At 65.6% G+C, this 22,343-nt stretch carries 20 protein-coding genes, 1 pseudogene and 1 riboswitch; of the genes and pseudogenes, 14 read left to right on the top strand and 7 right to left on the bottom strand.

Features of this window, described 5'->3' with window-relative positions; translation table 11 throughout:
* Positions 1–25: 25 nt before the first annotated feature.
* Complete coding sequence (locus ASE69_RS00945; RefSeq protein ID WP_056481648.1) at positions 26–1,012, top strand: rhodanese-related sulfurtransferase; 987 nt, start codon at positions 26–28, stop codon at positions 1,010–1,012.
* A 67-nt stretch (positions 1,013–1,079) separates the two neighbouring features.
* Here the strand turns inward: ASE69_RS00945 and ASE69_RS00940 are convergent, their stop codons facing one another.
* The 4 genes from ASE69_RS00940 to ASE69_RS00925 are packed head-to-tail and all read right to left on the bottom strand — an operon-like array spanning position 1,080 to position 3,969.
* Positions 1,080–1,598: an ankyrin repeat domain-containing protein gene (locus ASE69_RS00940; RefSeq protein ID WP_056482917.1), complete on the bottom strand. Its 519-nt coding sequence runs from the start codon at positions 1,596–1,598 to the stop codon at positions 1,080–1,082.
* Complete coding sequence (locus ASE69_RS00935; protein WP_056481645.1) at positions 1,591–2,760, bottom strand: glutathionylspermidine synthase family protein; 1,170 nt, start codon at positions 2,758–2,760, stop codon at positions 1,591–1,593. Before ASE69_RS00935 ends, ASE69_RS00940 begins: the two co-directional genes overlap by 8 nt.
* Positions 2,760–3,509 (bottom strand): PspA/IM30 family protein, encoded by a 750-nt coding sequence (locus tag ASE69_RS00930; RefSeq protein WP_056481642.1) that lies wholly within the window; start codon positions 3,507–3,509, stop codon positions 2,760–2,762. The genes ASE69_RS00935 and ASE69_RS00930 overlap by 1 nt, the downstream gene beginning before the upstream one ends.
* Positions 3,510–3,534: 25 nt before the next feature.
* The gene (locus ASE69_RS00925; protein WP_056049210.1) at positions 3,535–3,969 is read right to left on the bottom strand and encodes a YjfI family protein; all 435 of its coding nucleotides are present in this window, start codon (positions 3,967–3,969) and stop codon (positions 3,535–3,537) included.
* Positions 3,970–4,195: 226 nt separating this feature from the next.
* Between ASE69_RS00925 and ASE69_RS00920 the strand changes: the two genes are divergently transcribed.
* Genes ASE69_RS00920 through ASE69_RS00910 form a run of 3 tightly spaced genes read left to right on the top strand, consistent with a single transcriptional unit; the run spans position 4,196 to position 5,864 of the window.
* Positions 4,196–4,837, top strand: coding sequence for a DUF2491 family protein (locus ASE69_RS00920; RefSeq protein WP_056481639.1), 642 nt, complete (start codon positions 4,196–4,198; stop codon positions 4,835–4,837).
* Between the two features lie 32 nt (positions 4,838–4,869).
* The gene (locus ASE69_RS00915) at positions 4,870–5,283 is read left to right on the top strand and encodes a DUF350 domain-containing protein (protein WP_056481637.1); all 414 of its coding nucleotides are present in this window, start codon (positions 4,870–4,872) and stop codon (positions 5,281–5,283) included.
* Positions 5,284–5,294: 11 nt separating this feature from the next.
* Positions 5,295–5,864, top strand: a complete 570-nt coding sequence (locus ASE69_RS00910; RefSeq protein WP_056049223.1) for a DUF1190 domain-containing protein — start codon at positions 5,295–5,297, stop codon at positions 5,862–5,864.
* A 27-nt stretch (positions 5,865–5,891) separates the two neighbouring features.
* Here the strand turns inward: ASE69_RS00910 and ASE69_RS00905 are convergent, their stop codons facing one another.
* Entirely contained in the window at positions 5,892–6,518 is a 627-nt protein-coding gene (locus ASE69_RS00905; RefSeq protein ID WP_056481633.1) for a glutathione S-transferase family protein, read from the bottom strand.
* A 102-nt stretch (positions 6,519–6,620) separates the two neighbouring features.
* Between ASE69_RS00905 and ASE69_RS00900 the strand changes: the two genes are divergently transcribed.
* Positions 6,621–8,036, top strand: a complete 1,416-nt coding sequence (locus ASE69_RS00900) for a dihydrolipoyl dehydrogenase (RefSeq protein WP_056481630.1) — start codon at positions 6,621–6,623, stop codon at positions 8,034–8,036.
* A 143-nt stretch (positions 8,037–8,179) separates the two neighbouring features.
* Here the strand turns inward: ASE69_RS00900 and ASE69_RS00895 are convergent, their stop codons facing one another.
* A complete protein-coding gene (locus ASE69_RS00895) occupies positions 8,180–8,380 on the bottom strand; it encodes a hypothetical protein (RefSeq protein ID WP_056481627.1) in 201 nt (66 codons plus the stop codon).
* A 110-nt stretch (positions 8,381–8,490) separates the two neighbouring features.
* On the opposite strand from ASE69_RS00895, the gene paoA reads away from it, so the two are divergent.
* From paoA to ASE69_RS00875, 4 genes are all read left to right on the top strand, one after another.
* Positions 8,491–9,135, top strand: coding sequence for an aldehyde dehydrogenase iron-sulfur subunit PaoA (gene paoA / locus ASE69_RS00890; RefSeq protein ID WP_056481624.1), 645 nt, complete (start codon positions 8,491–8,493; stop codon positions 9,133–9,135).
* Positions 9,132–10,082 carry an FAD binding domain-containing protein gene (locus tag ASE69_RS00885; RefSeq protein ID WP_056481621.1) on the top strand — a complete coding sequence of 317 codons (951 nt, stop codon included), beginning with the start codon at positions 9,132–9,134 and terminating at the stop codon, positions 10,080–10,082. The genes paoA and ASE69_RS00885 overlap by 4 nt, the downstream gene beginning before the upstream one ends.
* Before the next feature lie 5 nt (positions 10,083–10,087).
* The gene (gene paoC, locus ASE69_RS00880) at positions 10,088–12,280 is read left to right on the top strand and encodes an aldehyde oxidoreductase molybdenum-binding subunit PaoC (protein WP_056481618.1); all 2,193 of its coding nucleotides are present in this window, start codon (positions 10,088–10,090) and stop codon (positions 12,278–12,280) included.
* A 91-nt stretch (positions 12,281–12,371) separates the two neighbouring features.
* Positions 12,372–13,331 carry an NAD(P)H-dependent flavin oxidoreductase gene (locus tag ASE69_RS00875; RefSeq protein WP_056059001.1) on the top strand — a complete coding sequence of 320 codons (960 nt, stop codon included), beginning with the start codon at positions 12,372–12,374 and terminating at the stop codon, positions 13,329–13,331.
* Positions 13,332–13,361: 30 nt separating this feature from the next.
* On the opposite strand, the gene poxB is transcribed toward ASE69_RS00875, so the two are convergent.
* Positions 13,362–15,110, bottom strand: a complete 1,749-nt coding sequence (gene poxB / locus ASE69_RS00870) for a ubiquinone-dependent pyruvate dehydrogenase (RefSeq protein WP_056481615.1) — start codon at positions 15,108–15,110, stop codon at positions 13,362–13,364.
* A 266-nt stretch (positions 15,111–15,376) separates the two neighbouring features.
* Between poxB and ASE69_RS00865 the strand changes: the two genes are divergently transcribed.
* The 5 genes and pseudogenes from ASE69_RS00865 (at position 15,377) to ASE69_RS00850 (ending at position 22,255) form a co-directional block, all read left to right on the top strand.
* Entirely contained in the window at positions 15,377–16,726 is a 1,350-nt protein-coding gene (locus ASE69_RS00865) for a glycoside hydrolase 5 family protein (protein WP_156362079.1), read from the top strand.
* 35 nt (positions 16,727–16,761) lie between these two features.
* Positions 16,762–17,856 (top strand): SGNH/GDSL hydrolase family protein, encoded by a 1,095-nt coding sequence (locus tag ASE69_RS00860; protein ID WP_056481612.1) that lies wholly within the window; start codon positions 16,762–16,764, stop codon positions 17,854–17,856.
* 15 nt (positions 17,857–17,871) lie between these two features.
* A pseudogene (locus ASE69_RS20940) lies at positions 17,872–17,979 on the top strand (glycoside hydrolase family 9 protein); the annotation flags it as partial.
* A gap of 201 nt (positions 17,980–18,180) precedes the next feature.
* A riboswitch (cobalamin riboswitch) is annotated at positions 18,181–18,414 on the top strand.
* A 231-nt stretch (positions 18,415–18,645) separates the two neighbouring features.
* On the top strand, positions 18,646–20,826 hold the full coding sequence (locus tag ASE69_RS00855) for a TonB-dependent receptor (protein ID WP_056481609.1): 2,181 nt from the start codon (positions 18,646–18,648) through the stop codon (positions 20,824–20,826).
* Positions 20,813–22,255 (top strand): PepSY domain-containing protein, encoded by a 1,443-nt coding sequence (locus ASE69_RS00850; protein WP_056481606.1) that lies wholly within the window; start codon positions 20,813–20,815, stop codon positions 22,253–22,255. The genes ASE69_RS00855 and ASE69_RS00850 overlap by 14 nt, the downstream gene beginning before the upstream one ends.
* Positions 22,256–22,343 lie beyond the last annotated feature (88 nt).

Genomic DNA, 22,343 nt, shown 5'->3' with positions numbered 1-22,343 from the left:
ACCCCCTCCCCTGCACGATAGACCGATGATCGAAACCCTGCCCATCCGCGTCGTGGCGCTGTACCGCTTCACGCCGTTCGCCGACATTGCCGCGATCCAGACGCCGCTCGCGCTCGCCTGCTGTTCAAACGGGGTGAAGGGGACGCTGCTGCTCGCCGCGGAGGGGATCAACGGGACGATCGCCGGGTCCGAAAAGGCCATCGATGCGGTGCTCGCGCATATCCGCGCGCTGCCGGGATTTGCCGATCTCGACGTCAAGGAATCGCGCGCGGAGACGATGCCGTTTCACCGGATGAAGGTTCGGCTGAAACGCGAGATCGTGACAATGGGCGAACCCGCGATCGATCCGCTGACGGGCGTCGGCCATTATGTCGAGCCGGAGGACTGGAACGCGCTGATCGCCGAGCCTGGGACGATCGTGATCGATACACGCAATGACTATGAGGTCGCGGTCGGGACGTTTGCCGGCGCGGTCGATCCGCAGACGCGGACGTTCCGCGATTTTCCAGCGTGGTTTCGGGAACATCGTGACGAACTGGTCGGGGACGGCACGCCGCCGAAGATCGCGATGTTCTGCACCGGGGGGATACGGTGCGAGAAGTCGACCGCGTTCCTGAAGGCCGAGGGGCTGGACGAGGTGTACCATCTCAAGGGTGGCATCCTGAAATATCTGGAAACCGTGCCCGAGGCGGAGAGCCTTTGGGAGGGGGAGTGTTTCGTGTTCGATCAGCGGGTTGCGGTCGGACATGGGCTTGCGTTGGGAAGTCATGTGCTGTGCCATGCTTGCCGGATGCCGGTGAGCGTGGCGGATCGTTCGTCGCCGCTGTATGTCGAGGGAGTGAGTTGCCCGGCGTGTCATGATGCGCGGGATGAGACGCAGCGGGCGGGCTATGCGGAGCGCGAGCGGCAGGTGCGGCTGGCCGAGGCTCGAGGCGAGGCGCATGTCGGGGCGGTTTTGCCAAAGATGCATGCCGGAGCCGCGCTCGAGGTCGAGGCTAACGAAGTGCAGTAAGCTTGTTCACCCGCGAAGGCGGGTGCCCAGTCTGGGCACCCGCCTTCGCGGGTGAACAAATGGGGGGCTAGTTGGTCGTTGCGAAGCGCTCGGCCAACGCTGCATTACCTTGCGACACCGCCAGTGAATGCACGCTGTTTCCCGCCGCATCCACAATCGTCGCATCCGCGCCGTGCTCCACTAACAGGTCGATGATCGCCGTCTTGTTCACCAGCGCCGCCATCATCAGCGCAGTCTGGCCGACGCCATTCCGCCGGTTCACGCCGGCGCCAGCATCGAGCAGGATCTGCGCGATCTCGGTATAGCCCTTGAAGCAGACGCCCATCAGCGCGGTATTGCCGCGAGCATCCGCTGCGCCATCGACCTGCGCACCGGCCGCGAGGAGCGCTGCGGTCGCCTCCGCCTGGCCATTGTAGCTGGCGATCACCAACGGCGTGTAGCCCTTCGCATCTGTCACCTCGATATCGACGCCCGCTTGCAGCAGCGCCGGGATCATCTCATCCCGCCCAGTCCGCGCGGCGTCGAACATCAGTTCGACCAGCCGCTCCATCGGCGGCAGCGGGGGCAGGTCTCGCGCGTCAGTCATCATTCGCCTCGATGATATGCGGCACGAACCGCGCGAGATTGCGCGTCACGACCGTGTCATCTTCCCGAACGCCGATCCCTGCGGCTTCGTTGCCGACCATCCAAGCTCCGATCACCGGATGGCGGCTGTCGAACACCGGCGGTGGTGCGTAGGCCTGGCGGATCGCGCCCTCCGCGCCATAGCCCTGGTCGAGCACCGCATGGCCGTCCTCGCCGATCACCTCGACGTTCGCACCCTCACGCGAGAACAAAGGCTTGCGTACATACTTAGGCCCGAGAATCTTCGCGGACGGATCGTCGTCGAAGAACGCGGGGAGCAGGTTCGGATGCTCGGGATGCCGCTCCCACAACAGGGGCAGGATGCCCTTGTTCGACAGGATCGATTTCCACGCCGGCTCGATCCAGCGCACGTCGGCGCGCGACAGGTTGGGCGCGTACGGCTCGCGGAGCATGAACTCCCACGGGTACAGCTTGAACGCGGCCTGCACCTCGAAGCCATCGGTATCGACGAAGCGCCCGTCCGCAGCGAGGCCGATATCCTTCATCTCGACGAACTTCGGCTCGATCCCGACCTGCGACGCCAGGTCCTCGAAGAACCGCACCGTCTGGCGGTCCTCGATCGCCGACGCGTCCGCGGCGAAGTGCACGAAGCCGCCGCTCGGGAACAGCGCACGGAACCGCTCGCGCAGCTTGTCGAACAGGCTGTTGAACTGGTCCGTCCCCGCCGGCAGCGCGCCGCTGGCGAGCAGGTCCTCGAGCCACATCCACTGGAACGTCGCGCATTCGAACACAGAGGTCGGGGTATCGGCGTTGTATTCGTAGAGCTTGGCCGGTCCGGTCCCGTCATAGGCAAAGTCGAACCGCCCGTAGAGCGACGGCTGGCGCGTCCGCCACGTCTCCGCGACGTAGTTCCACTGCTCGCGGGGGATCGCGAGGCGTTCCATCAACTGCTGGTCGCGCACCACCTCGTCGACCAGATCGAGGCACATCGCGTGCAGCTGTTCCGCGGCGGGTTCGAGGTCGTCCTCGATCTCCGCCAGCGTGAAGGCATATGCCGCGCCCTCGTCCCAATAGGGTTCGCCGTCGGTGTCGTGATAGACGAACCCGATCGCGTCGGCCCGCTCGCGCCAGTCGCCGCGCGGGTCGACCGCGATCCGGCGCATCAGGAGTCCGACGTCTTGGAGTCGTCGCGCTGCTCGATCTGCAACGTCTGGCCGAGCTGCCCGGTCTTGGGGGCCGTCAGGCGCGCGAGCACGTCGTCCGCGGACGACTGGCCCGGTCCGATGCCAGCGAGCCGGAGCTTCTCATCGAGGTCGGCGCCGGTACGACGGTCTTCCAGTTCGCCTGCAGCCTTGATCCGCTCGCCGCGGATCGCCTGCCGCTCACGGATGCGCGCGAGGCTGTCCGCCGCCGAGCCGAGCTTGTTGCCAGCACCCATGCTGCCCGACGCGACCGAGGCCTGCGCCTTCTGCACCGACTCGTTGACCTTCACGACCTCGACCTCGCGACGGAGCTGCTCGATTTTCCGGTCGGTCTGCGCGACGGCGGTGTGGATCTGTTCCTCGGCAGCGCGCATGTCCTCGACCTGCGGGCTTTTCAGCGCGATATCCTGTTCGAGATCGGCGATCCGCTGCGCGACCTGGCGCGCGAGATCCATGTTGCCCTTCTCGACCGCGATCCGGGCCGAGGCCTCGTACTTGGTCGCCTGAGCGCGGAAGCTCTCGACTTCGGTTTCGAGGATGCGGCGACGCGCTACCAGCCCCGCGAGATCGTCGCGTGCCTTGCCTTGCGCCTTGTCGGCATCGCGGATTTCCTGGTCGAGGATGCGTAGCGCGTTCGCATCGACGACCGCCGCACCCGCTTCGTGCGCACCGGCGCGACCGAGGGTGAAAAGCTTGCTCCAGATGGCCATGCCAGTCTCTCCGTTTGTATCTAAATCAGGCGGCGGGAATCTGCGCGTGGCGCAGATCGGTGGCCGCATCGATCGCATTCTCGGCAAGCGTGCGCAGTTCGATGATTACGGTATCGAGCCGGCTCGACGTCGCGAGTTCGCCGAACAACTCGTAATAATCGCGGCCATCGACCGTGCCGATCCCGAAGTTCGACAGCGGCACCAGCTTCTGCGACTTCAGCAGGAAGGTATTGAACGCCAGCTGGTCCTCCTGCTCGTCGCACGGCCACAGCAACGTCGAGCACGCGATCTGCGCCTCGCTCACGTTGACGAACAATTCGAGGTCGCCGTGGTGGTGCATCGTCACCAGCAGCACCGGGTCCGCGCCCTCCAGGATCCGAGCGGAAAACTCGCCGGCTTTCGCAGGCTCGGACGTGTCGAGCGCGGCCTTCAGGCTGCGGACGGTCCAGATGTCGGTCAATGCAAGAACTCCCGTGCTTGTCGCTCGACCGCACACATAGGCTTTTCGCGAGCACCTGCCACCCTCCCCACTTCCGTCATCCTGACGAAAGTCAGGACCTAGGGTCAAGGAGGGTGGCGCTGTTGGCTCTGGGTCCTGACTTTCGTCAGGATGACGGGGGTTGCGCTTTGCGAGCCCGCCCGCTTTGCCCTAAGAGGCACGCCAACCACAGAGACGCGAGGATTGCATGTTCGATCGCCTGTTCGGCCGCAAGCCAGCGCTTGATGGCAACGCCCTGCCCGTCGTCCGCAACGTCACGCTGGGGCGGACCGTGACCGTCGATCCGCTGGCTTGGCGCAGGTTCGGGTCGGAACTCCTGTTCCCCTTCGACCGCGATACGCTGGTGATCGTTGCGCAGGGGCTGATCGACCTCAACGAAGGCGGCTTCGTCCACCGGTTCTACACCGACGACGACATCATGTTCCAGGCGGTGTCGAACGATCGCGACGGGCAGGACGTGACGGACGTCACGCTGTTCGCACCGTGGGACAGCAGCTATCCGTCGTCTGCTGCCGAGCGCCCGGCGTGGAAGAGCCGGCTCAAGGCACGCACCTTCACCGCCGAGGGACTGCCCGAATACAGCCGCGCATGGTTCGGCCCCGAAGCGAGCGAGCAGGAGCCCGTGACGTTCTGGGAAGAACTGCACGACGACCGCGACGGGATCGTCGACCGCCGCATCTTCCAGACCTGCATGCTGTTCAGCCGCGACCTGCCGGGCGACGATGGCCGCGAACTGCTGCTCGCGATCGACATGGAGACCGAGTCCGGCGACGTCTCGTTCGAGATCATGCTGGGCGTAGCACTGGAACTCGGCGAGTTCAGGGCCTAGCGTCGCGCGCAGACGACTCCGGGGGAAATGCCATGATCGACCAATACAGCTTCGGCGCCAGCGCGCTCGCCTTCCTGATCGCGTTCGTCGCGGCGGGGGCGTTCACGATACTGTTCAAGATCGTCTATCAGGTCGCGACGCCGTATCATGAGAAGTCGCTGATCCGGGAGGGTAATACCGCCGCGGCGATCACGCTCGGCGCGGCGTTGCTCGGCTATGTCCTTCCACTCGCGTCCGCGCTGACGCATACCGTGTCGCTGCTCGAGTTCGCGGTGTGGGCGTTGCTTGCTGGCGTGATCCAGATCGTCACGTTCCTGGTGGTCCAGCATTTCGTGATGCGCGACTTCAACGACCGGATCGTTCGCGGCGAAATCGCGGCGGCGACCTATATGGGCAGCATCTCGCTGTGCGTCGGCATCCTCAACGCCGCTTGCATGACGAACTGAGGGGCATAGCGATGAAGCGTTCCAGATCGATCGTCCTCACCAGCTTGATCGCAGGCTCGGGCATCTCGCTGACCGCGTGCGACGGCGATGTCGGCGGCAAGCCCGTCGAGGCGCAGAGCTATGCGTCGGTACAGGAGTGCCGCGCGGCGGGTGCGTTGTCGGCAGTCCAGTGCGATACCGCGTTCGAGCAGGCCAAGGCCGACGCGGCGAAGACTGCACCCAGGTTTCAGGACCGACAGACGTGCGAAGAGCAATACGGCGCCGCGCAGTGCGAGCCGCGTAACAACGGCAGCGGCGGGAGCTTCTTCACGCCGCTGCTGACCGGCTTCTTGGTCGGGCAGGCGCTCAACGGTGGTTTCGGCAACCGCGGTGCCCCGATGTACCGCGACCGCGACGGCAATTATTACGGTGGCGCCGGCGGCCGGATCAACCGGGACTATGTGACGGGCCGGACCCGCGTCGGCTCCGATGCCTTCACGCCGACCACCGCTAGGGCCCCTGCCCGCGTACAGTCGCGCAGTTCGGTGATCTCGCGCGGTGGCTTCGGCGGCGGCTTCGGTGGTCGCAGCTTCGGGGGGTAACGCGGCCGCTACCCCCTTCCGTCGTGTTTAGCGGCGGGCCGGCATCAGCGGGCCACCGATTTCCGTCGCGGCGATGAACGCGGGACGGGCGCGCAGGCGATTCAGATACGCCGCGACGTCGGGGTGCTCCTTGAGCAATGCGGCACTTTCGGCGATCGCTAGAATGTAGCACATCTGGATATCGGCCAGCATCAGCTGGTCGCCCATCAGATACGGGCCATCGCCAACCCCCGCGCCGATATAGTCGAGCGTCTTGGCCACTTCGGGCCCGGTGAACTTGCTGAGGGCGTCGGGCAGGCCGCCCATCCGCTTGCCGAGCGACGTCATCATGATCGGCAACGACGCCGAGCTTTCGACATATTGCAGCCATTCGTCGTGCACGGCGGCCGCATCGCTGTCGACCGGCGGCGAGAAGCGGCGGTCGCCGTAACGCTCGTCGATGTACGACAGGATCGGCGCGCTCTCGGCGAGCGTCAGCGCATCGTCGACCAGCACCGGCGCCTTGCCGAGCGGATGGATCGCCTTGAGCTCTGCCGGCGCGCGGAAATTCTCGTCACGCTCGTATTTGACGAGGTCGTATTCGATACCCAACTCTTCGAGCAGCCAGAGCACGCGGATCGAGCGCGAGTAGTTCAGGTGGTGGAGCGTTAACATAAGCGTCCTTCGACTAGGAATGTGTAGCACCGCGGAACGGCTGGGCGGCATCGAAGGTTTCGTTGACCGCGGCCCCGGAATTCTCCGGCAACGGAGAGACTTATGACCAAGCTGACCTGCGACGTGGCAATCATCGGTGCCGGAACCGCCGGCCTCGCCGCCGAGCGCAGCGCCCGACGCAATGGCGCCAAGACGCTGCTGATTGACGAAGGCTTTGGCGGTACCACCTGCGCGAGCGTGGGATGTATGCCCTCCAAGCTGTTGATAGCGGCCGGAAATGCGATGCACGCGGTGAAGCACGCGTCGATGTTCGGGGTCGAGGCGTTGGGCAAGGTCGACGGCGTCGCGGTGATGGCACGCGTGCGGAAGGAGCGCGATGCGTTCGTCGCGGGTGTCGAGACCTCGATCGACAAGCTGCCCGAGGAGGTGAAGATCGAAGCACGCGCAAAATTTACGGGTGCCACAATTCTGTCGCTGAGTGACGGTCGCGAGGTCCATGCGAAGTCGGTGGTGATCGCGACCGGATCGAGCCCTGCGATCCCCGAGATGTTCGGCGCGGTGCGCGACCGGGTGCTGACAAACGAGAGCGTCTTCGAACTAAAGGATCTTCCGAAGTCGCTGGGCGTCGTCGGCGCGGGCGCGCTGGGCTTGGAACTGGCGCAGGCAATGGCGCGGCTCGGCGTCCACACGATGGTGTTCGACACGGGCGAGACGATCGGCGGACTGAAGGACCGCCACGTCGCCGAGGCGTATCACGCGATCCTCTCGCGCGAGATGCCGATCCTGCTCGGCGTCGAACTGACGGTCGAGCCGGACGGCGATGGCGTCAAGCTGGCCTGGAGTGGTTCTGCATCGGGCGAGCAGCACTTTGACTATCTACTCGTTGCGACCGGGCGGCCGCCGCGGATCAAGGGCATTGGCCTGGAGACGACTGGCCTCACGCTCGATGAGCATGGCATGCCAGACTATGACCCCGAGACGATGCAGTGCGGCACGGCACCGATCTTCATCGCCGGCGACGCGGACCATGACCGCGCGGTACTGCACGAGGCATCGGCAGAGGGCATGATCGCGGGGCGGAACGCGGCGAGCTATCCCGAGGTGACGCCGGGCAAGCGTACCGTGCCGTTCGCGATCACCTTTACGCATCCCAACGTCGCGGTCATCGGCAAGATCGCCAAGGATGACGATGCCGACACTGTCATCGGTACCGCGTCGTATGACGATCAGGGCCGGGCGAAGGTCGAGGCATGCAATGCGGGGTTGGTCCGCTTCTACGCCGATCGCCGCGATGGCCGACTGACCGGTGCGACTATGGCGGGGCCTGCGGTCGAGCATAGCGCGCATCTGATCGCGTGGGCGATTCAGAGCGGCTGGACCGCGACCGAAGTGCTCGACCTGCCGATTTACCATCCGACCTTTGAGGAGGGGATGAAGGGGGCGCTTCGTTCGATCTGCAGCGAGGTGCATTCGCCTACGCCGCCGGATCGGGATGACGGGTTCACGCCGGGGACGTAATACTCGATCTTCCCCCGCCAGGGGGAGGTGGCGCCGAAGGTGACGGAGGGGGGGACACGGAGCAGAGGTTTTCCCTTACCTCCCCCTCCGTCTGGCAAGCGCCAGCCACCTCCCCCTGGCGGGGGAGGATCGCAAGGTGAGCGCTACTCCTCCAGATCGAGATACGCGACGACGTCGTTCTCCGTGGCCAGATACAGCCCCGCCTGCACATCTTCTTCCTGCTGCGCTGCGATCGCCAGGGCCTCCCCGAGCGGACCATAGAACAGTGTCGTTGCCGCCCCGCCCTCGCCGCTGTCGTCGAGGTGATACAGCCGCACCGACACGCTGGAAGAAACTGTCCGCATTTCAATACCCTATCGCAGATTTTTATGACGCAAAATTCACGGAACCAATTGCGAAGCAGCGCAACTTTGCCCGCTCTCGCCCGTTACGGTAGCAAATACAGGGATTTGATATGCATCAGGATGAAGGTTTTCCGGTGTCACGCCGTGGTGTGATCGCCGGTGGCGTCGCGTCGGCTACATTGGCGGCGGCGCCTGCCGTACAGGCGCAGACGCAGGGTACCGCGCAGTCGGCTCCGCCGACGATGCCCGTTACGCTGAAGGTCAACGGCCGCACGACCAAGCTCAACGTGGATACGCGGACCACGTTGCTGGACGCGCTGCGTGAGAATTTGAAGCTTACCGGCACCAAGAAGGGCTGCGATCACGGCCAGTGCGGTGCGTGCACGGTCATCGTCGAGGGTCGCCGCATCAACAGCTGCCTGACGCTCGCGGTCATGCACGAAGGCGAAGAGATCACGACGATCGAAGGCCTCGGCACCCCCGAGAAGCTGCACGCGATGCAGGCCGCGTTCGTCAAGCATGACGGCTATCAGTGCGGCTATTGCACCCCCGGCCAGATCTGCTCGGCGGTCGCGACGCTCGGCGAGATCAAGGCGGGCATCCCCAGCCACGTTACAGGCGACATTGCGGCCCAGCCGACGGTCTCGACCGATGAACTGCGCGAGCGGATGAGCGGCAACATCTGCCGCTGCGGTGCCTATGCGAACATCATCGACGCGATCCACGACGTCGCCGGCACGGAGCGTACGGCATGAAGGCCTTCACCTACGAGCGCGCGACTTCCGCCAAGGAAGCGGCCAGCGCGGCAGTCCGTACGCCGGGCGCGAAATTCATCGCCGGCGGCACCAACCTGCTCGACCTGATGAAGCTGCAGATCGAGACGCCGCAGCACCTGATCGACGTCAACGGCCTCGGCCTCGACAAGATCACGCCAACCTCGGATGGTGGCCTCCGCGTTGGCGCGCTCGTCCGCAACACGGATCTCGCTGCCGACGCGCGGGTGCGGAAAGATTACGGCGTACTCAGCCGCGCGCTGGTGTCCGGCGCGTCGGGCCAGCTACGCAACAAGGCGACGACCGCGGGCAACCTGCTCCAGCGGACACGGTGCCCGTATTTCTACGACACCACCAAGCCCTGCAACAAACGTCAGCCCGGCAGCGGTTGCGCGGCGATCGGCGGGTTCAACCGCAACCTTGCCGTGATGGGCACGAGTGGCGCGTGCATCGCGACACACCCGAGCGACATGGCCGTCGCAATGCGCGTACTCGACGCGACGGTCGAGACGGTGAACGCCGCTGGCCAAACGCGCGCGATCCCGATCGCGGACTTCCACCGTCTCCCCGGTGCCACGCCGAACATCGAAACCTCGCTCGCGGCAGGTGAGCTGATCACGGCAGTGACGCTGCCCAAGCCGATCGGCGGCACGCACATCTACCAGAAGGTGCGTGATCGTGCGTCCTATGCGTTCGCGCTGATCTCGGTTGCTGCCGTGATCCAGCCCGGCGGTCGCGGCCGTCTCGCCTTCGGTGGCCTCGCGCACAAGCCATGGCGCGTCGAAGCTGCCGAGGCACAGATGCCGAATGGCGCCAAGGCGACCGCATCGGCAGTCCTCGCCGGCGCCCGCACCACATCACAGAACGCGTTCAAGCTGCCGTTGGTCGAACGCACCATCGGCGCCGTGTTCGAAGAAGCGAAGGCCTGATCGCCATGAAGTTCGATACCCCCGCCACGGCGAATCCGACCGACCGGATGAAGGTGCTCGGCCAGCCGCTCGACCGCGTCGACGGCAAGCTGAAGACCACCGGTACCGCGCACTACGCCTATGAGCGCAACGATGCTGCGCCGAACGCCGCCTATGGCTACATTCTCGGCTCGGCGATCGCCAAGGGCCGGATCGAGAGCATCGACGACGCCGACGCGAAGGCCGCCCCCGGCGTGCTCGCGGTCGTCACCTACCAGAATGCCGGCAAGCTCGGCAAAGCCAAGAACCACACGGCGCGGATGCTCGCTGGCCCGGACGTCCAGCATTACGACCAGGCCGTCGCGGTCGTCGTCGCCGAGACGTTCGAGCAAGCTCGCGCCGGTGCCAAGCTGCTCCGCGTCAACTACGCGCGCACGGCCGGGCGGTTCGATCTCGCCGCATCGCAATCCTCGGCGACCAAGCCGAAGAGCGGCACGCCCGACACCGCCGTCGGCGACTTCGCCGGTGCGTTCGCCAAGGCGCCGGTCAAGCTCGACGAGCGCTACACCACGCCCGACCAGAGCCATATGATGATGGAGCCGCACTCCACCACCGCAGCATGGAAGGACGGCAAGCTCACGCTCTGGACGTCGAACCAGATGATCAACTGGGCGGTCGGCGACATGAGCGAGACGCTGCTGCTGCCGAAGGAAAGCATCCACGTGATGTCGCCCTATGTGGGTGGCGGGTTTGGTTCGAAGCTGTGGGTCCGCAGCGATGCGGTGATGGCAGCGCTCGGCTCGCGCGCGATCGGCGGGCGTCCGGTGAAGCTCGCGCTCGCGCGGCCGCAGGTGATGAACAACACGACGCATCGCCCGGCAACGATCCAGCGCCTGCGCATCGGTGCGCAGAAGGACGGCAAGATCACCGCGATCGCGCACGAGAGCTGGTCGGGCGATTTGCCCGGTGGTGGTCCCGAGACCGCGCCGAATGCGACCCGCCTGCTCTACGCCGGCGCCAACCGCATGACCGCGACGCGTCTGGCCGTGCTCGATCTCCCCGAGGGCAACGCGATGCGGGCGCCTGGCGAGGCCGTCGGCCTGCTCGCGCTCGAAGCCGCGATGGACGAGCTTGCCGAGAAGCTGAAGATGGATCCGGTCCAGCTGCGGATCATCAACGATACGCAGGTCGATCCGGAAAAGCCGTCGCGCCAGTTCTCGCGGCGGGACCTCGTCGGCTGTCTGAAGACCGGCGCCGAACGCTTCGGCTGGAACAAGCGCAACCCCGTCCCAGGCCAGGTTCGCGACGGCCGTTGGTTGGTCGGTATGGGGATGGCGTCGGCGTTCCGCGACAACGTCACCATGAAGTCTGGTGCGCGCGTCGGGATCGACAAGAAGGGCGTCGTCACCGTCGCTACCGACATGACTGACATCGGCACCGGCAGCTACACGATCATCGCGCAGACCGCGGCCGAGATGATGGGTGTGCCGATGGACAAGGTCATCGTCCTGCTCGGCGACAGCAGCTTCCCGGCCTCGTCGGGCTCGGGCGGCCAGTGGGGCGGCAACAGCTCGACCGCGGGCGTCTATGCGGCGTGCATGGCGTTGCGCGAGCGGGTCGCGCAGAAACTCGGCTTCAACTCGACCGACGTCGTGTTCGAGGACGGCAAGGTGAAGTCGGGCAACCGCAGCGTCTCGCTGTCGGAAGCTGCTGGCGATGCCGGCATCTCCGCCGAGGATTCGATCGAGTTCGGCGACCTCACCAAGACGTACGCGCAAGCCACGTTCGGCGCACATTTCGTCGAGGTCGGCGTCGACTCGGCGACCGGTGAGATCCGCGTTCGCCGGATGAGCGGTGCGTTCGCCGCCGGTCGTATCCTCAACCCTAAATCGGCACGCAGCCAAGTGATCGGTGCGATGACGATGGGCGTCGGTGCGGCGTTGATGGAGGACGCGATCGTCGACACGCGGTTCGGCTATTTCGTCAACCACGACCTCGCAGAATATCACGTGCCCGCGCATGCCGACATTCCGATGCAGGACGTGTTCTTCATGGACGAACTCGACGAGAAGTCTTCGCCGATGAAGGCCAAGGGCATCGGCGAACTGGGTCTGTGCGGCGTCGGCGCGGCGATCGCCAATGCGGTCTACAACGCCTGCGGCGTCCGTATCCGCGAATACCCGCTGACGCTCGACAAGGTCATCGGCAAGATGGCCTGATACCCTGCCCTCCACCCGGCGACATCAGCAGCCTGGGTGGAGGGCAAAACCGGCTCTAGCGCGCGCGAATGGGTTGCGCTAGAAAACTGGCATGACCGTACCCGCTATTCTAAAAAACCTGCGCCTGCCCGTCATCGGCTCGCCGCTTTTCATCATTTCCGGCCCCGATCTGGTGATCGCGCAATGCAAGGCGGGTATCGTCGGTTCGTTCCCCGCGCTCAATGCGCGCCCGCAGGCTATGCTCGACGAGTGGCTGCACCGGATCACCGAGGAACTCAGCGCACACAACCGCGCCAATCCCGACCGCCCGGCAGCCCCCTTCGCGGTCAACCAGATCGTCCACAAATCCAACGACCGGCTCGAAAGCGACCTTGCCACGTGTGCGAAGTGGCAGGTGCCGATCGTCATCACTTCGCTCGGCGCGCGTGAGGATCTCAACACCGCGGTACACGGCTGGGGCGGCATCACGCTCCACGACGTGATCGACGACCGGTTCGCGCGGAAAGCGATCGAGAAGGGCGCCGACGGCCTGATCGCAGTCGCAGCCGGAGCCGGCGGCCATGCCGGTCGGCTGTCACCGTTCGCGATCATCCAGGAAATCCGCCAGTGGTTCGACGGCCCGCTGGCGCTGTCGGGCTCGATCGCAACCGGCGACGCCGTCCTCGCCGCGCAGGCGATGGGCGCGGACTTCGGCTATATCGGTTCGCCGTTCATCGCGACCACCGAGGCGAACGCGGACCAGGCGTACAAGGACGGCATCGTCGCCGGGAAGGCGTCCGACATTATCTATTCCAACCTCTTCACCGGCGTACACGGGAATTACCTGCGCGCGTCGATCCAGGCGGCCGGGATGGACCCGGACAACCTCCCCGAGGGCGACCTCAAGACGATGGACTTCGGCGGCGGCAACGGTTCCAAGCCCAAGGCGTGGAAAGATATCTGGGGATCGGGCCAGGGTATTGGCGCAGTCACCGAAGTCGAAAGCGTTGCCGATCGCGTCGATCGCCTCGAACGCGAATACCGCGCGGCGCGGGCCCGTCTTTCGCTCTGACGGACCCGGCACCGACCGATCTCGGCTCGCTCAGAACAAACGTTTGAGCAAGCCGACATTGGTCTTGCCCAGCTCGACCACCTCGTCGCCGCGGCCGCTGATGATCGCCTTCGCCATATAGAGCGTGAAGCCCTTCATCTGTTCCAGCGTGATCTTGGGCGGCATCGACAATTCGGTGCGCGCGGTGACGGCGTCGAGCAACGCCGGCCCCGGATGCGCGAGCACATCGCGGATGCCGGCCTCGACGTCACCCGGATCGGTAACGCGCACGCCGTGAATCCCGATCGCCCGCGCCATCGCCGCAAAGTCCGGGTTGTCGAGCGCGACGCCGGTCTCGACCAAGCCCGCAGCCTTCATCTCCATCTCGACGAACCCGAGCGTGCCGTTGTTGAAGACGATGATCTTCACCGGCAGGCCGAGTTGGCGCACGGTCAGCAACTCGCCCATCAGCATCGCCAGCCCGCCATCGCCCGACAGCGTCACGACCTGTCGCTCCGGGTACGCCGCCTGCACGCCGATCGCCTGAGGCAGCGCGTTCGCCATCGATCCGTGGTTGAACGATCCGATCAACCGCCGCCGCCCGTTCATCTTCAGGTAGCGCGCAGCCCATACGGTCGGCGTGCCGACGTCGCAGGCGAAGACCGCATCGTCCGCCGCCTGCTCGCTGAGGACGCGGGCGACGTGCTGCGGATGGATCACACCGCTGCCGGGCTTTCCGTTGGCAAGATCGTCCAACCCCTTGCGGGACTCGGCGTAATTCTCGATCGCGGACTTGAGGAAGCTGCCATCGCGCCCGGTCTTCACGCGCGGAATCAGCGCCGCAAGAGTAGCGCCGACATCGCCGACCAGCCCGATATCGATCGCCGTCCGCCGACCGAGATTTTCAGGGATCAGGTCGATCTGCGCGACCTTCGCCTTCTCTGGATAGAATTGCCGATAGGGAAAATCCGTGCCGAGCATCAGCAGCACGTCGCACGCCATCATAGCGTCGTAGCCGCTCGCAAAGCCGATCAGCCCGGTCATGCCGACGTCATAGGGGTTATCGTACTCGACGAACTCCTTGCCGCCCAGCGCGTGGACGATCGGCGCCTGAAGCACGCCCGCGAGCGTGACGAGCTCGGCATGCGCGGTGCGGCACCCCCGCCCCGCCAGGATCGTCACCTTCTGCGCACCGTTCAACAGCGCGGCGAGTTCGGCGATGTCCGCCTCCGCGGGTATCGTCACCGAAGGCGGCGGCAAGAGTGAGCCCTTCGACCGTGCCAGCGTACCCGTCGTCGATCGCAACGCAACATCACCCGGCATCGCGACGACCGATACGCCGCGGTGGCCGACCGCTGCCCGGATCGCGGTCTCCAGCGTCCGCGGCATCTGGTCGGCATCGGAGATCGTCTCGCAATAGACGCTGCATTCACGGAACAGCGCTTCCGGGCGCGTCTCCTGGAAATAGTTCGAGCCCACCTCCCCGCTCGGCACCTGTGCCGCGATCGCCAGCACCGGCACGCGCGTCCGGTTGCAGTCGTAGAGCCCGTTGATCAGGTGCATGTTACCGGGACCGCAGGATCCGGCGCATACCGCCAGCTTGCCGGTAAGTTGCGCCTCCGCACCCGCCGCAAAGGCAGCGGCCTCCTCGTTGCGAACATGGATCCACTCGATCTTGCCCTGTCGCCGCAAGCTGTCGGTCAAGCCGTTGAGGCTGTCGCCCACGACGCCGTAGATCCGCTCGACACCCGCCAGGTGAAGCGTCTCGGCAAACAGGTCGGCGATGATGGTCTTGGACATGAGCAACTCCGGCAGTGATGGCGACCCAACTCGGCTAGCGAGACGGCAGAGGACAAACGCGTTCTGGTACGATTGGGATGCACGGAATGCAGGTGCACCGTCCCGACAGTCAGCATCCGACGCGTTCGGCTTGAAGTATGATAAATCGCGGTAGCGCACCGCGCCATGCAAACCTAAGGACAATGGCCCTGGCGCTGAACAACCCGACCGGTTGATCAATCGTCCGGCGGGGACGCTCGACGCGGTGGCGGTATAAGGGGAATGGCGTGGACGACGCGATTATCGGTCGCCGTGCGGCGTTGCTGGGGGGCGTTGCCCTGGCCGCTGGCTGCACGAACAACGGTCGGCTGGCTGGATTGCCCGCAATGCCGGCGTTCGTCACGGTCGACGGAACCCATTTCCGGCGCGACGGCAAGCCCTACCGCTATGCTGGGGCCAACATCTGGTACGGCGCATGGCTCGGCGCGGAGACCGCGTACGGCAACCGCGCGCGTCTCGGCCGCGAACTGGACCGCTTGAAGGCGCTCGGCGTGCGCAACCTGCGCATCCTCGGCTCGGCCGAACTGTCGCCGCTGAAGAACTCGATCACGCCCGGCTTCCGCGACAGGACCGCGACCTATAACGAAGACCTCCTCAAGGGCCTCGACTGGATGCTCGCCGAGATGGCGAAGCGTGACATGACCGGGGTAATCTACCTGACCAACTTCTGGGAATGGTCGGGCGGGATGATGACGTATTTGTCGTGGGTCAACGGCGGCAAGTTCATCAACATGAACGACCCCGCGCACCCTTGGCCCGCGTTTGCCGACTGGAACGCCGCGTTCTACGCCAACGGCCAGGCACAGGCGATGTACCGCGACTATATCCGCGCGGTCGTCTCGCGTACGAACACCGTGACGGGCGTCGCCTACGCCGCGGATCCGACGATCATGGCGTGGCAGTTGGCGAACGAGCCGCGTCCGGCCGGCGGACCTGCGGTCGCCATACCCAACCTGCCCGCCTTCTACCGCTGGATCGACGAGACCGCGCGGTACATCAAGACGCTCGATCCCAACCACCTCGTCTCGACCGGTTCGGAAGGGCTGAAGGGTTCGATCGAGCGGGAGGACGTCGTACTCGCCGCGCACCGCTCACCGTCGATCGATTACCTTACGACGCATATCTGGCCCAACAACTGGACCTGGATGGACGCAGGTGATCTCGCCGGCACCTACGACGCGGGCGCGGCCAAGGTCGCCGGCTATATCGACGCGCATATCTGGCTGGCGACGACGCTCGGCAAGCCGCTGGTGATCGAGGAGTTCGGCTATCCGCGCGACGGGAAGACCGCCTACGATCCGACCATCACGACGGTCTATAAGGATCGCTTCTACCGCCAGATCTATGCGGCGATCGAAGCCGATGCCAAGTCCGGCGGACCGCTCGCGGGCTCGAACTTTTGGGCGTGGAACGGCGAGGCTCGCACGCCGCATGCCGACCACCGGTTCCAGCGCGGCGACCTCGGCTATATGGGCGACCCGCCGCACGAGCCGCAGGGTTGGTACGGCGTGTTCGACAGCGACGTCTCGACCCAAAACGTGATCCGGGCGCATGCCTCAGCAATGGCGGCGTTTTGATGCCGGCCTTGTCGGATCGAACTGGAGCACATGGTATGCGTACGGTTCTGGGCCTGCTCGGTGCAGCGCTGCTGTCGACGTCGGCGGTCGCGACGCCGATCACCGTCACCGCGGTATCGAGCAAGCCCGGTGCCGCGCTTCCGATGCATATCGGCGGCCGGGTCGAGCGGACGTCGGACGGCTATCGACGCCAATGGCCGGGCACCTATTTTGAGACGAATTTTCATGGCGCAGGCATCCTGCTGAAGATCGGCGACGGGAATGTCATCATGCGTATCACGGTGGACGCGTCCTCCCCGACGACGCTCTTCAAGCCCAAGCCAGGTCTCTACCGCGTCGCCGGCCTCGCCGACGGGCGCCACGCAATACGCGTCGACGTCGCCAGCGAGAGTCAGGCTGCACCGACCGTATTCGGTGGATTTTACGCGGCGCCCGGAACGCGCCCGTTGCCCGCCCCCGCCCGAGCGCGGCAGATCGAGTTCATCGGCGACTCCCACACCGTCGGCTACGGCAACGTCTCGACCAAGCGCGACTGCACCGAAGCGGAGGTGTGGGCGACCACCGATACCTCGCAAGCCATGCCGGCGCTGGCGGCGAGGCGATACGGCGCGGACTATCAGGTCAACGCCGTCTCTGGCCGCGGGATCGTCCGCAATTACAATGGTATGGCAGCCGACACGCTTCCCGTAGCCTATCCCTTCACGCTGTTCGACAAGGCGACGCGCTACGTCGATCCGGCGTGGCATCCGCGTCTGTTCGTGATCGCGCTCGGCACCAACGACTTCACCACTCCGCTCCATCCCGGCGAGCCGTGGAGGACGCGCGAGGCGCTCCATGCCGATTACGAGCAGCGTTATGTCGACTTCGTCAAACGCCTCCGCGCGCGCGATCCGGACGCACATGTCGTCCTGTGGGCGACCGACATGGCCGGGGGCGAGATCGCGGCGGAGGTGGGCAAGGTCGCCGCGAGGTTGAAGGCGGAAGGGCAGCGCAATATCGCGTTCGTGCCCGTCACCGGGCTCGCGTTCACGGGATGCCATTCGCATCCGTCGATCGCCGACGATGCGCGGATCACGACCTCCTTGTCGGGCTATATCGACGCGCATCCCGAGATGTGGGCGCACCGATAGCCAGCCTACCGCGATGCGGTCGTGGCGAGCCTCGATTATCTCCTCGGCCGCAATCCGCTCGACCGGTCCTATGTCACCGGCATCGGCACGCGCCCGGTGCAGCACCCGCACCACCGCTTCTGAGCCGCTGCGGCGGACAGACGCTATCCGGCACCCCCCACCGGCCCGATGAAGGGGTGCGCACCGCAAACCTGCTGGACCGCCGCCTTCCTGGACGCGACGCGGGGGCGATAGGTCGACCAAGCGCCAAGATCGTTACGCGATCGTCGATTGCCCGCGTCGGAACGTCACGCTACACCTTGCCCGTCGGCCCGTTCTCGGATGGGTCAGCATGATCGCACCGGTGCTCCGCGAGGAGCTTAATAGGGAACGCGGTGAGGGTGGCTTCGACCACCTGATGCCGAGGCTGTCCCTGCAACTGTAAGCGGCGAGCGTGATGCACGTGCGTGGTCGGGCAAAGTCCCCGGCCACCAGCCACTGGACCGATCGGTCTGGGAAGGTTGTGCATCGGGCGTTGACCCGTGAGCCAGGAGACCTGCCGGCGTGTGGTCGCTCTTGCCTGGTCCAGGGGATGGCCGAGGCACGGTACTCCGTCTGAGCGACGATGTGTGCGGTGGGGACCGCATGGGCAGGCGTGCCGGTCGCGATGGCGTCCGTCGGGTATGGCTGCTCCCGTTCGCTTGGACGTGCTCGGGCAATCCGCTCGTGGCGCGCTCGCCGGCGCACGTTCGAGCCTCGTGCTCGGTGACAGGCCCCTGCCGGTTCGTCCGACGCCTCGGGGGCTTTTATATGTCGTTTCCATCACCGTATGCCGCGTTTGCCGCGTCGTTGCTCGTCACCTTCCTACCATCCCTGGCCAGCGCGCAGACCAGTGAGGATCGTTCGGCGAGTAGCGCCGACGATATCCTCGTCACCGGCCGCCATCAGGCCGACCTGACGGTTCCGAACTCGACCGGCAGCCGCCTGAACCTGTCGCCGCTCGAAACGCCGGCGACGCTGTCGACGATCGACGGCAATACGATCCGGGCGCGCGGCGACGTGTCCGTGAACGACGCGACCAGCCGCGCGCCCGGCATCACCAGCGTCGCCAATCTCGGCAATGGTGGCACCGCGCTCGCCGCACGTGGGTTCAGCGGTCAGGGTTCGGTGCTGCAACTGATCGACGGTATTCGCCTCTTTCCTGCGGCCGGCACGATCACCTTTCCGAGCGATCCGTGGATGGTCGAGCGGATCGACGTGCTCAGCGGTCCGGCCTCCGTCCTGTACGGTCAAGGTGCGCTAGGCGGCGCGGTCAACGTGCTGATGCGCAAGCCGAATACACGGCATACCGATGTGGACGGCGAGATCGGCTATGGATCGCAGGACAGTTTCCACGTCGCAGCCGGTGCCGGTGGACCGTTCGACGATCATCTCTCCTACCGCGTCGACGGCAGCTACAGGCGGTCCGACGGGTATGTCGATCGCGGGCAATCACGAAGCTACGCGCTGTCGGGGACGTTGCGCTGGGCACCGACCGATCGGTTCGTCGTCACGGTGCGCGACGATTACGGGAACCAGAAACCGATGCGCTATTTCGGCACGCCGCTGATCGACGGACGGCTCGACCACGACAATCGCGACCGCAACTACAACACGCGCGACGGCCATGTCCGCTACCGCGACAACCGGACCAGCATTCAGGTCGATTGGCAGCCGAGCGAGACGCTCACCGTCAGCAATCAAGCGTACCGGCTCACCTCCAAGCGCGCGTGGCTCAACCTCGAAAGCTATTGCTGGCTGGCGGCGGACGGCTTCTGCCCCAATGGCGCGAATGACGTGCGCGCCACGCCTGGTGGGATCTATCGCACCGACATGACCGGGATCGTCCACGATCAGACGCAATGGGGCGACCAGGGTAGCGTGACGCTCAAGACGCGGATCGCGAACGGCGTGACCAACGACGTCGTCACGGGCTTCGACGTAAACCTCGTCAAGCTCACCTATTCGCACAATTTCGGCGCCGACCCGCAGGTCTCGGTGGTCGATCCGTTCGTGTTCGATCCTGGCGTGATCGTCGACACGCAGGGGATCGCGCCGCGGTATCGCACACGGACGAACGAATATGCGATCTTCGCGGAGGACCGGCTGAAGCTTGGCGAGCATGTCTCGATCGTCGGCGGCATCCGCTACGAGCGCGATCGGATACGGCGCTGGACGATCGATTCGACTGCCGCCGTCCCGACCGAAAGCTTCGCGCTCGACAAGCGGCTCGGCAACACGACATGGCGGGTCGGGACCGTCTATCAGCCAGTCCCGACGGTCTCGTTCTACGCGCAATATGCCACCGGCGTCGATCCGCTGGGGACGCTGACGACCTATACCACCGGGCAGGTCCAGTTCAGCAACGCGACGGGCGACCAGGTCGAGGCGGGCGCCAAGGCCGTGTTCCTGGGTGGCCGCGGCACCGCGACGATCGCCGCCTATCGCATCGTCAAGAAAGGACTGTTGTCGCAACTGACCCCGACGAGCCCGATCGAGCAGGTCGGGCAGCGATCCGCGAAGGGTATCGAGGCCGCGGTGTCGCTGGACTTGCCGGCAGGGTTCGGGATCGATGCCAACGGCAGTGTATTGGAGGCGCGGTTCGACGACTTCGTCTCGGGCGAAAGAAGTTTTGCCGGCAACACGCCACCCGACGTCCCCGAGACGACGGCGAACCTGTGGCTTAGCTGGAGCGCGACACCGGCGGTCCAGGCGCGTGCCGGACTGCGCTATGTCGGGCGAAGATTCTCCGACAACGCCAATGTCTTCCGCATTCCGGGCTATGCGACGGTCGACGCGACGCTGTCCTACGCGGTGACGCCGCGGGTCGCGATCGACGTGCATGTCTATAATGTGTTCGACAAGGATTATGCGATCAACAGCTACGGCGCGCAGCAATGGGTGCTGGGTCGGCCCCGCTCATTGGACGTGTCGCTTCGTGCCGGTTTCTAACGCCGGCAGGCTTGCGCGCCGGTGGCTGTACCTCGTGCACCGATGGGTCGGCATCGCCAGTTGCCTGTTCTTCGCGATGTGGTTCGGGTCGGGCCTGGTGATGCTGTACGTGCCCTATCCTTCGCTCTCGCCGACCGAGACCCTGGCGAGAGCCGAGGCGATCGACTGGTCCGCCGTGACCGTGCCGCCACCGCTCGATGGGGGGCGATTGCCGCAAGACGTGTTGCTCGAAATGCGCGACGGCGTACCGGTCTGGCGGAGCCAGGGCTGGGACGACGGGCTGCATACCGTTTCCGCAAGCAAGGGCCGGCATCTTGCTCCGGTGGACGCGGCTTATGTCGTCCGCGTCGCAAGCCGTTTCGGGCGAGCACGCGTCCTGAACGTCGAGCGGATCATGCGGGACCAGTGGACGGTGTCGGGTGGTTTCGACCGGCATCGCCCGCTGTGGAAAGCGACATTGGAAGACGAGGGCGGCACCAACCTCTACGTGTCGTCTTCGACCGGCGGGATCGTCCAGTCGACCAACCGGACCGAGCGGTTCTGGAACTGGCTGGGGTCGGTGCCGCACTGGTTGTATCCGACCGTCCTGCGGCAGGACAACGCCGCCTGGCGACAGGTCGTCATGTGGGTTTCGGGGCCGTGTATCGCCGCGGCACTCGCGGGCATCTGGATCGGTATCCTCCGCGCGCGCATCGGTCCGCGCCGGTTCAAGGGGGGACGGATGACGCCGTATCGCGGGTGGATGCTGTGGCATCATGTCGCGGGGCTGGTCGGCGGCGGTTTCCTGATCGCGTGGATCTTCAGCGGATGGCTGTCGGTCGATCCCTGGCACCTGTTCCAAAGTGCGGAACCGGATGCGCGAGCGGTGCGTGCCTACGCTGCTGCTGGCGTGATGCCGGCCGTCCCCCTCGACCGGTTGCGTCATGTCGGCGCGGGAGCCGTCCGTGCAAGGATTACCGACTATGCGGCGACACCCCTCGTGGTCCTCGAATATCCGGATGGTCGACGTCGGATCCTCGACGCCGCGACGCTCGTGCCGTCCCAGCCAAAGCCAAATGCGATCGTTGCCGCCGCACGGGTGCTCGTCGCTGGCACGTCGCCGGTCGCGATCGACCGGCTCACCGAGCCTGACGCATATTGGTACGACCCCGGCGGTCTCCCTCCCCTGCCGATGCTCCGATTGCGCTTCGACGATCCCGCCGCGACGTGGCTGTATATCGATCCCGCGACCGGCGACGTGATGGCGAGGATCGATCGGCGGAGGCGGGCTTATCGCTGGGCGTTCGACCTGCTGCACAATTGGGATCTGACCATACTGACGCGGCACCGGCCGGCGTGGGACCTGCTGATCTGGCTGTTCTCGCTGGTTGGCATGGTGACGTCCGTCAGCGGCATCTGGGTTGGCTGGAAGCGGCTGAGACGCGGCTGATCCAGGCCTTAACGGGACGTTTCGTTCACGTGACAGCGCCACCGCGAGCGCGTAGTCGTGCGCCGTGGCAGCACTCCGTCGCCTTCTA

This window comes from Sphingomonas sp. Leaf208, from assembly GCF_001421415.1.
Classification (GTDB): domain Bacteria; phylum Pseudomonadota; class Alphaproteobacteria; order Sphingomonadales; family Sphingomonadaceae; genus Sphingomonas.
The sequence above is the reverse complement of the archived record's forward strand: the minus strand, read 5'-3'. Positions and strand labels throughout refer to the sequence as shown.

Coding starts and splice junctions, on each gene's coding strand:
- ASE69_RS00945 (WP_056481648.1), top strand. CDS start 26: ATGATCGAAACCCTGCCCATCCGCGTCGTGGCGCTGTACCGCTTCACG.
- ASE69_RS00940 (WP_056482917.1), bottom strand. CDS start 1,598: ATGACTGACGCGCGAGACCTGCCCCCGCTGCCGCCGATGGAGCGGCTG.
- ASE69_RS00935 (WP_056481645.1), bottom strand. CDS start 2,760: ATGCGCCGGATCGCGGTCGACCCGCGCGGCGACTGGCGCGAGCGGGCC.
- ASE69_RS00930 (WP_056481642.1), bottom strand. CDS start 3,509: ATGGCCATCTGGAGCAAGCTTTTCACCCTCGGTCGCGCCGGTGCGCAC.
- ASE69_RS00920 (WP_056481639.1), top strand. CDS start 4,196: ATGTTCGATCGCCTGTTCGGCCGCAAGCCAGCGCTTGATGGCAACGCC.
- ASE69_RS00915 (WP_056481637.1), top strand. CDS start 4,870: ATGATCGACCAATACAGCTTCGGCGCCAGCGCGCTCGCCTTCCTGATC.
- ASE69_RS00910 (WP_056049223.1), top strand. CDS start 5,295: ATGAAGCGTTCCAGATCGATCGTCCTCACCAGCTTGATCGCAGGCTCG.
- ASE69_RS00905 (WP_056481633.1), bottom strand. CDS start 6,518: ATGTTAACGCTCCACCACCTGAACTACTCGCGCTCGATCCGCGTGCTC.
- ASE69_RS00900 (WP_056481630.1), top strand. CDS start 6,621: ATGACCAAGCTGACCTGCGACGTGGCAATCATCGGTGCCGGAACCGCC.
- ASE69_RS00895 (WP_056481627.1), bottom strand. CDS start 8,380: ATGCGGACAGTTTCTTCCAGCGTGTCGGTGCGGCTGTATCACCTCGAC.
- paoA (WP_056481624.1), top strand. CDS start 8,491: ATGCATCAGGATGAAGGTTTTCCGGTGTCACGCCGTGGTGTGATCGCC.
- ASE69_RS00885 (WP_056481621.1), top strand. CDS start 9,132: ATGAAGGCCTTCACCTACGAGCGCGCGACTTCCGCCAAGGAAGCGGCC.
- paoC (WP_056481618.1), top strand. CDS start 10,088: ATGAAGTTCGATACCCCCGCCACGGCGAATCCGACCGACCGGATGAAG.
- ASE69_RS00875 (WP_056059001.1), top strand. CDS start 12,372: ATGACCGTACCCGCTATTCTAAAAAACCTGCGCCTGCCCGTCATCGGC.
- poxB (WP_056481615.1), bottom strand. CDS start 15,110: ATGTCCAAGACCATCATCGCCGACCTGTTTGCCGAGACGCTTCACCTG.
- ASE69_RS00860 (WP_056481612.1), top strand. CDS start 16,762: ATGCGTACGGTTCTGGGCCTGCTCGGTGCAGCGCTGCTGTCGACGTCG.
- ASE69_RS00855 (WP_056481609.1), top strand. CDS start 18,646: ATGTCGTTTCCATCACCGTATGCCGCGTTTGCCGCGTCGTTGCTCGTC.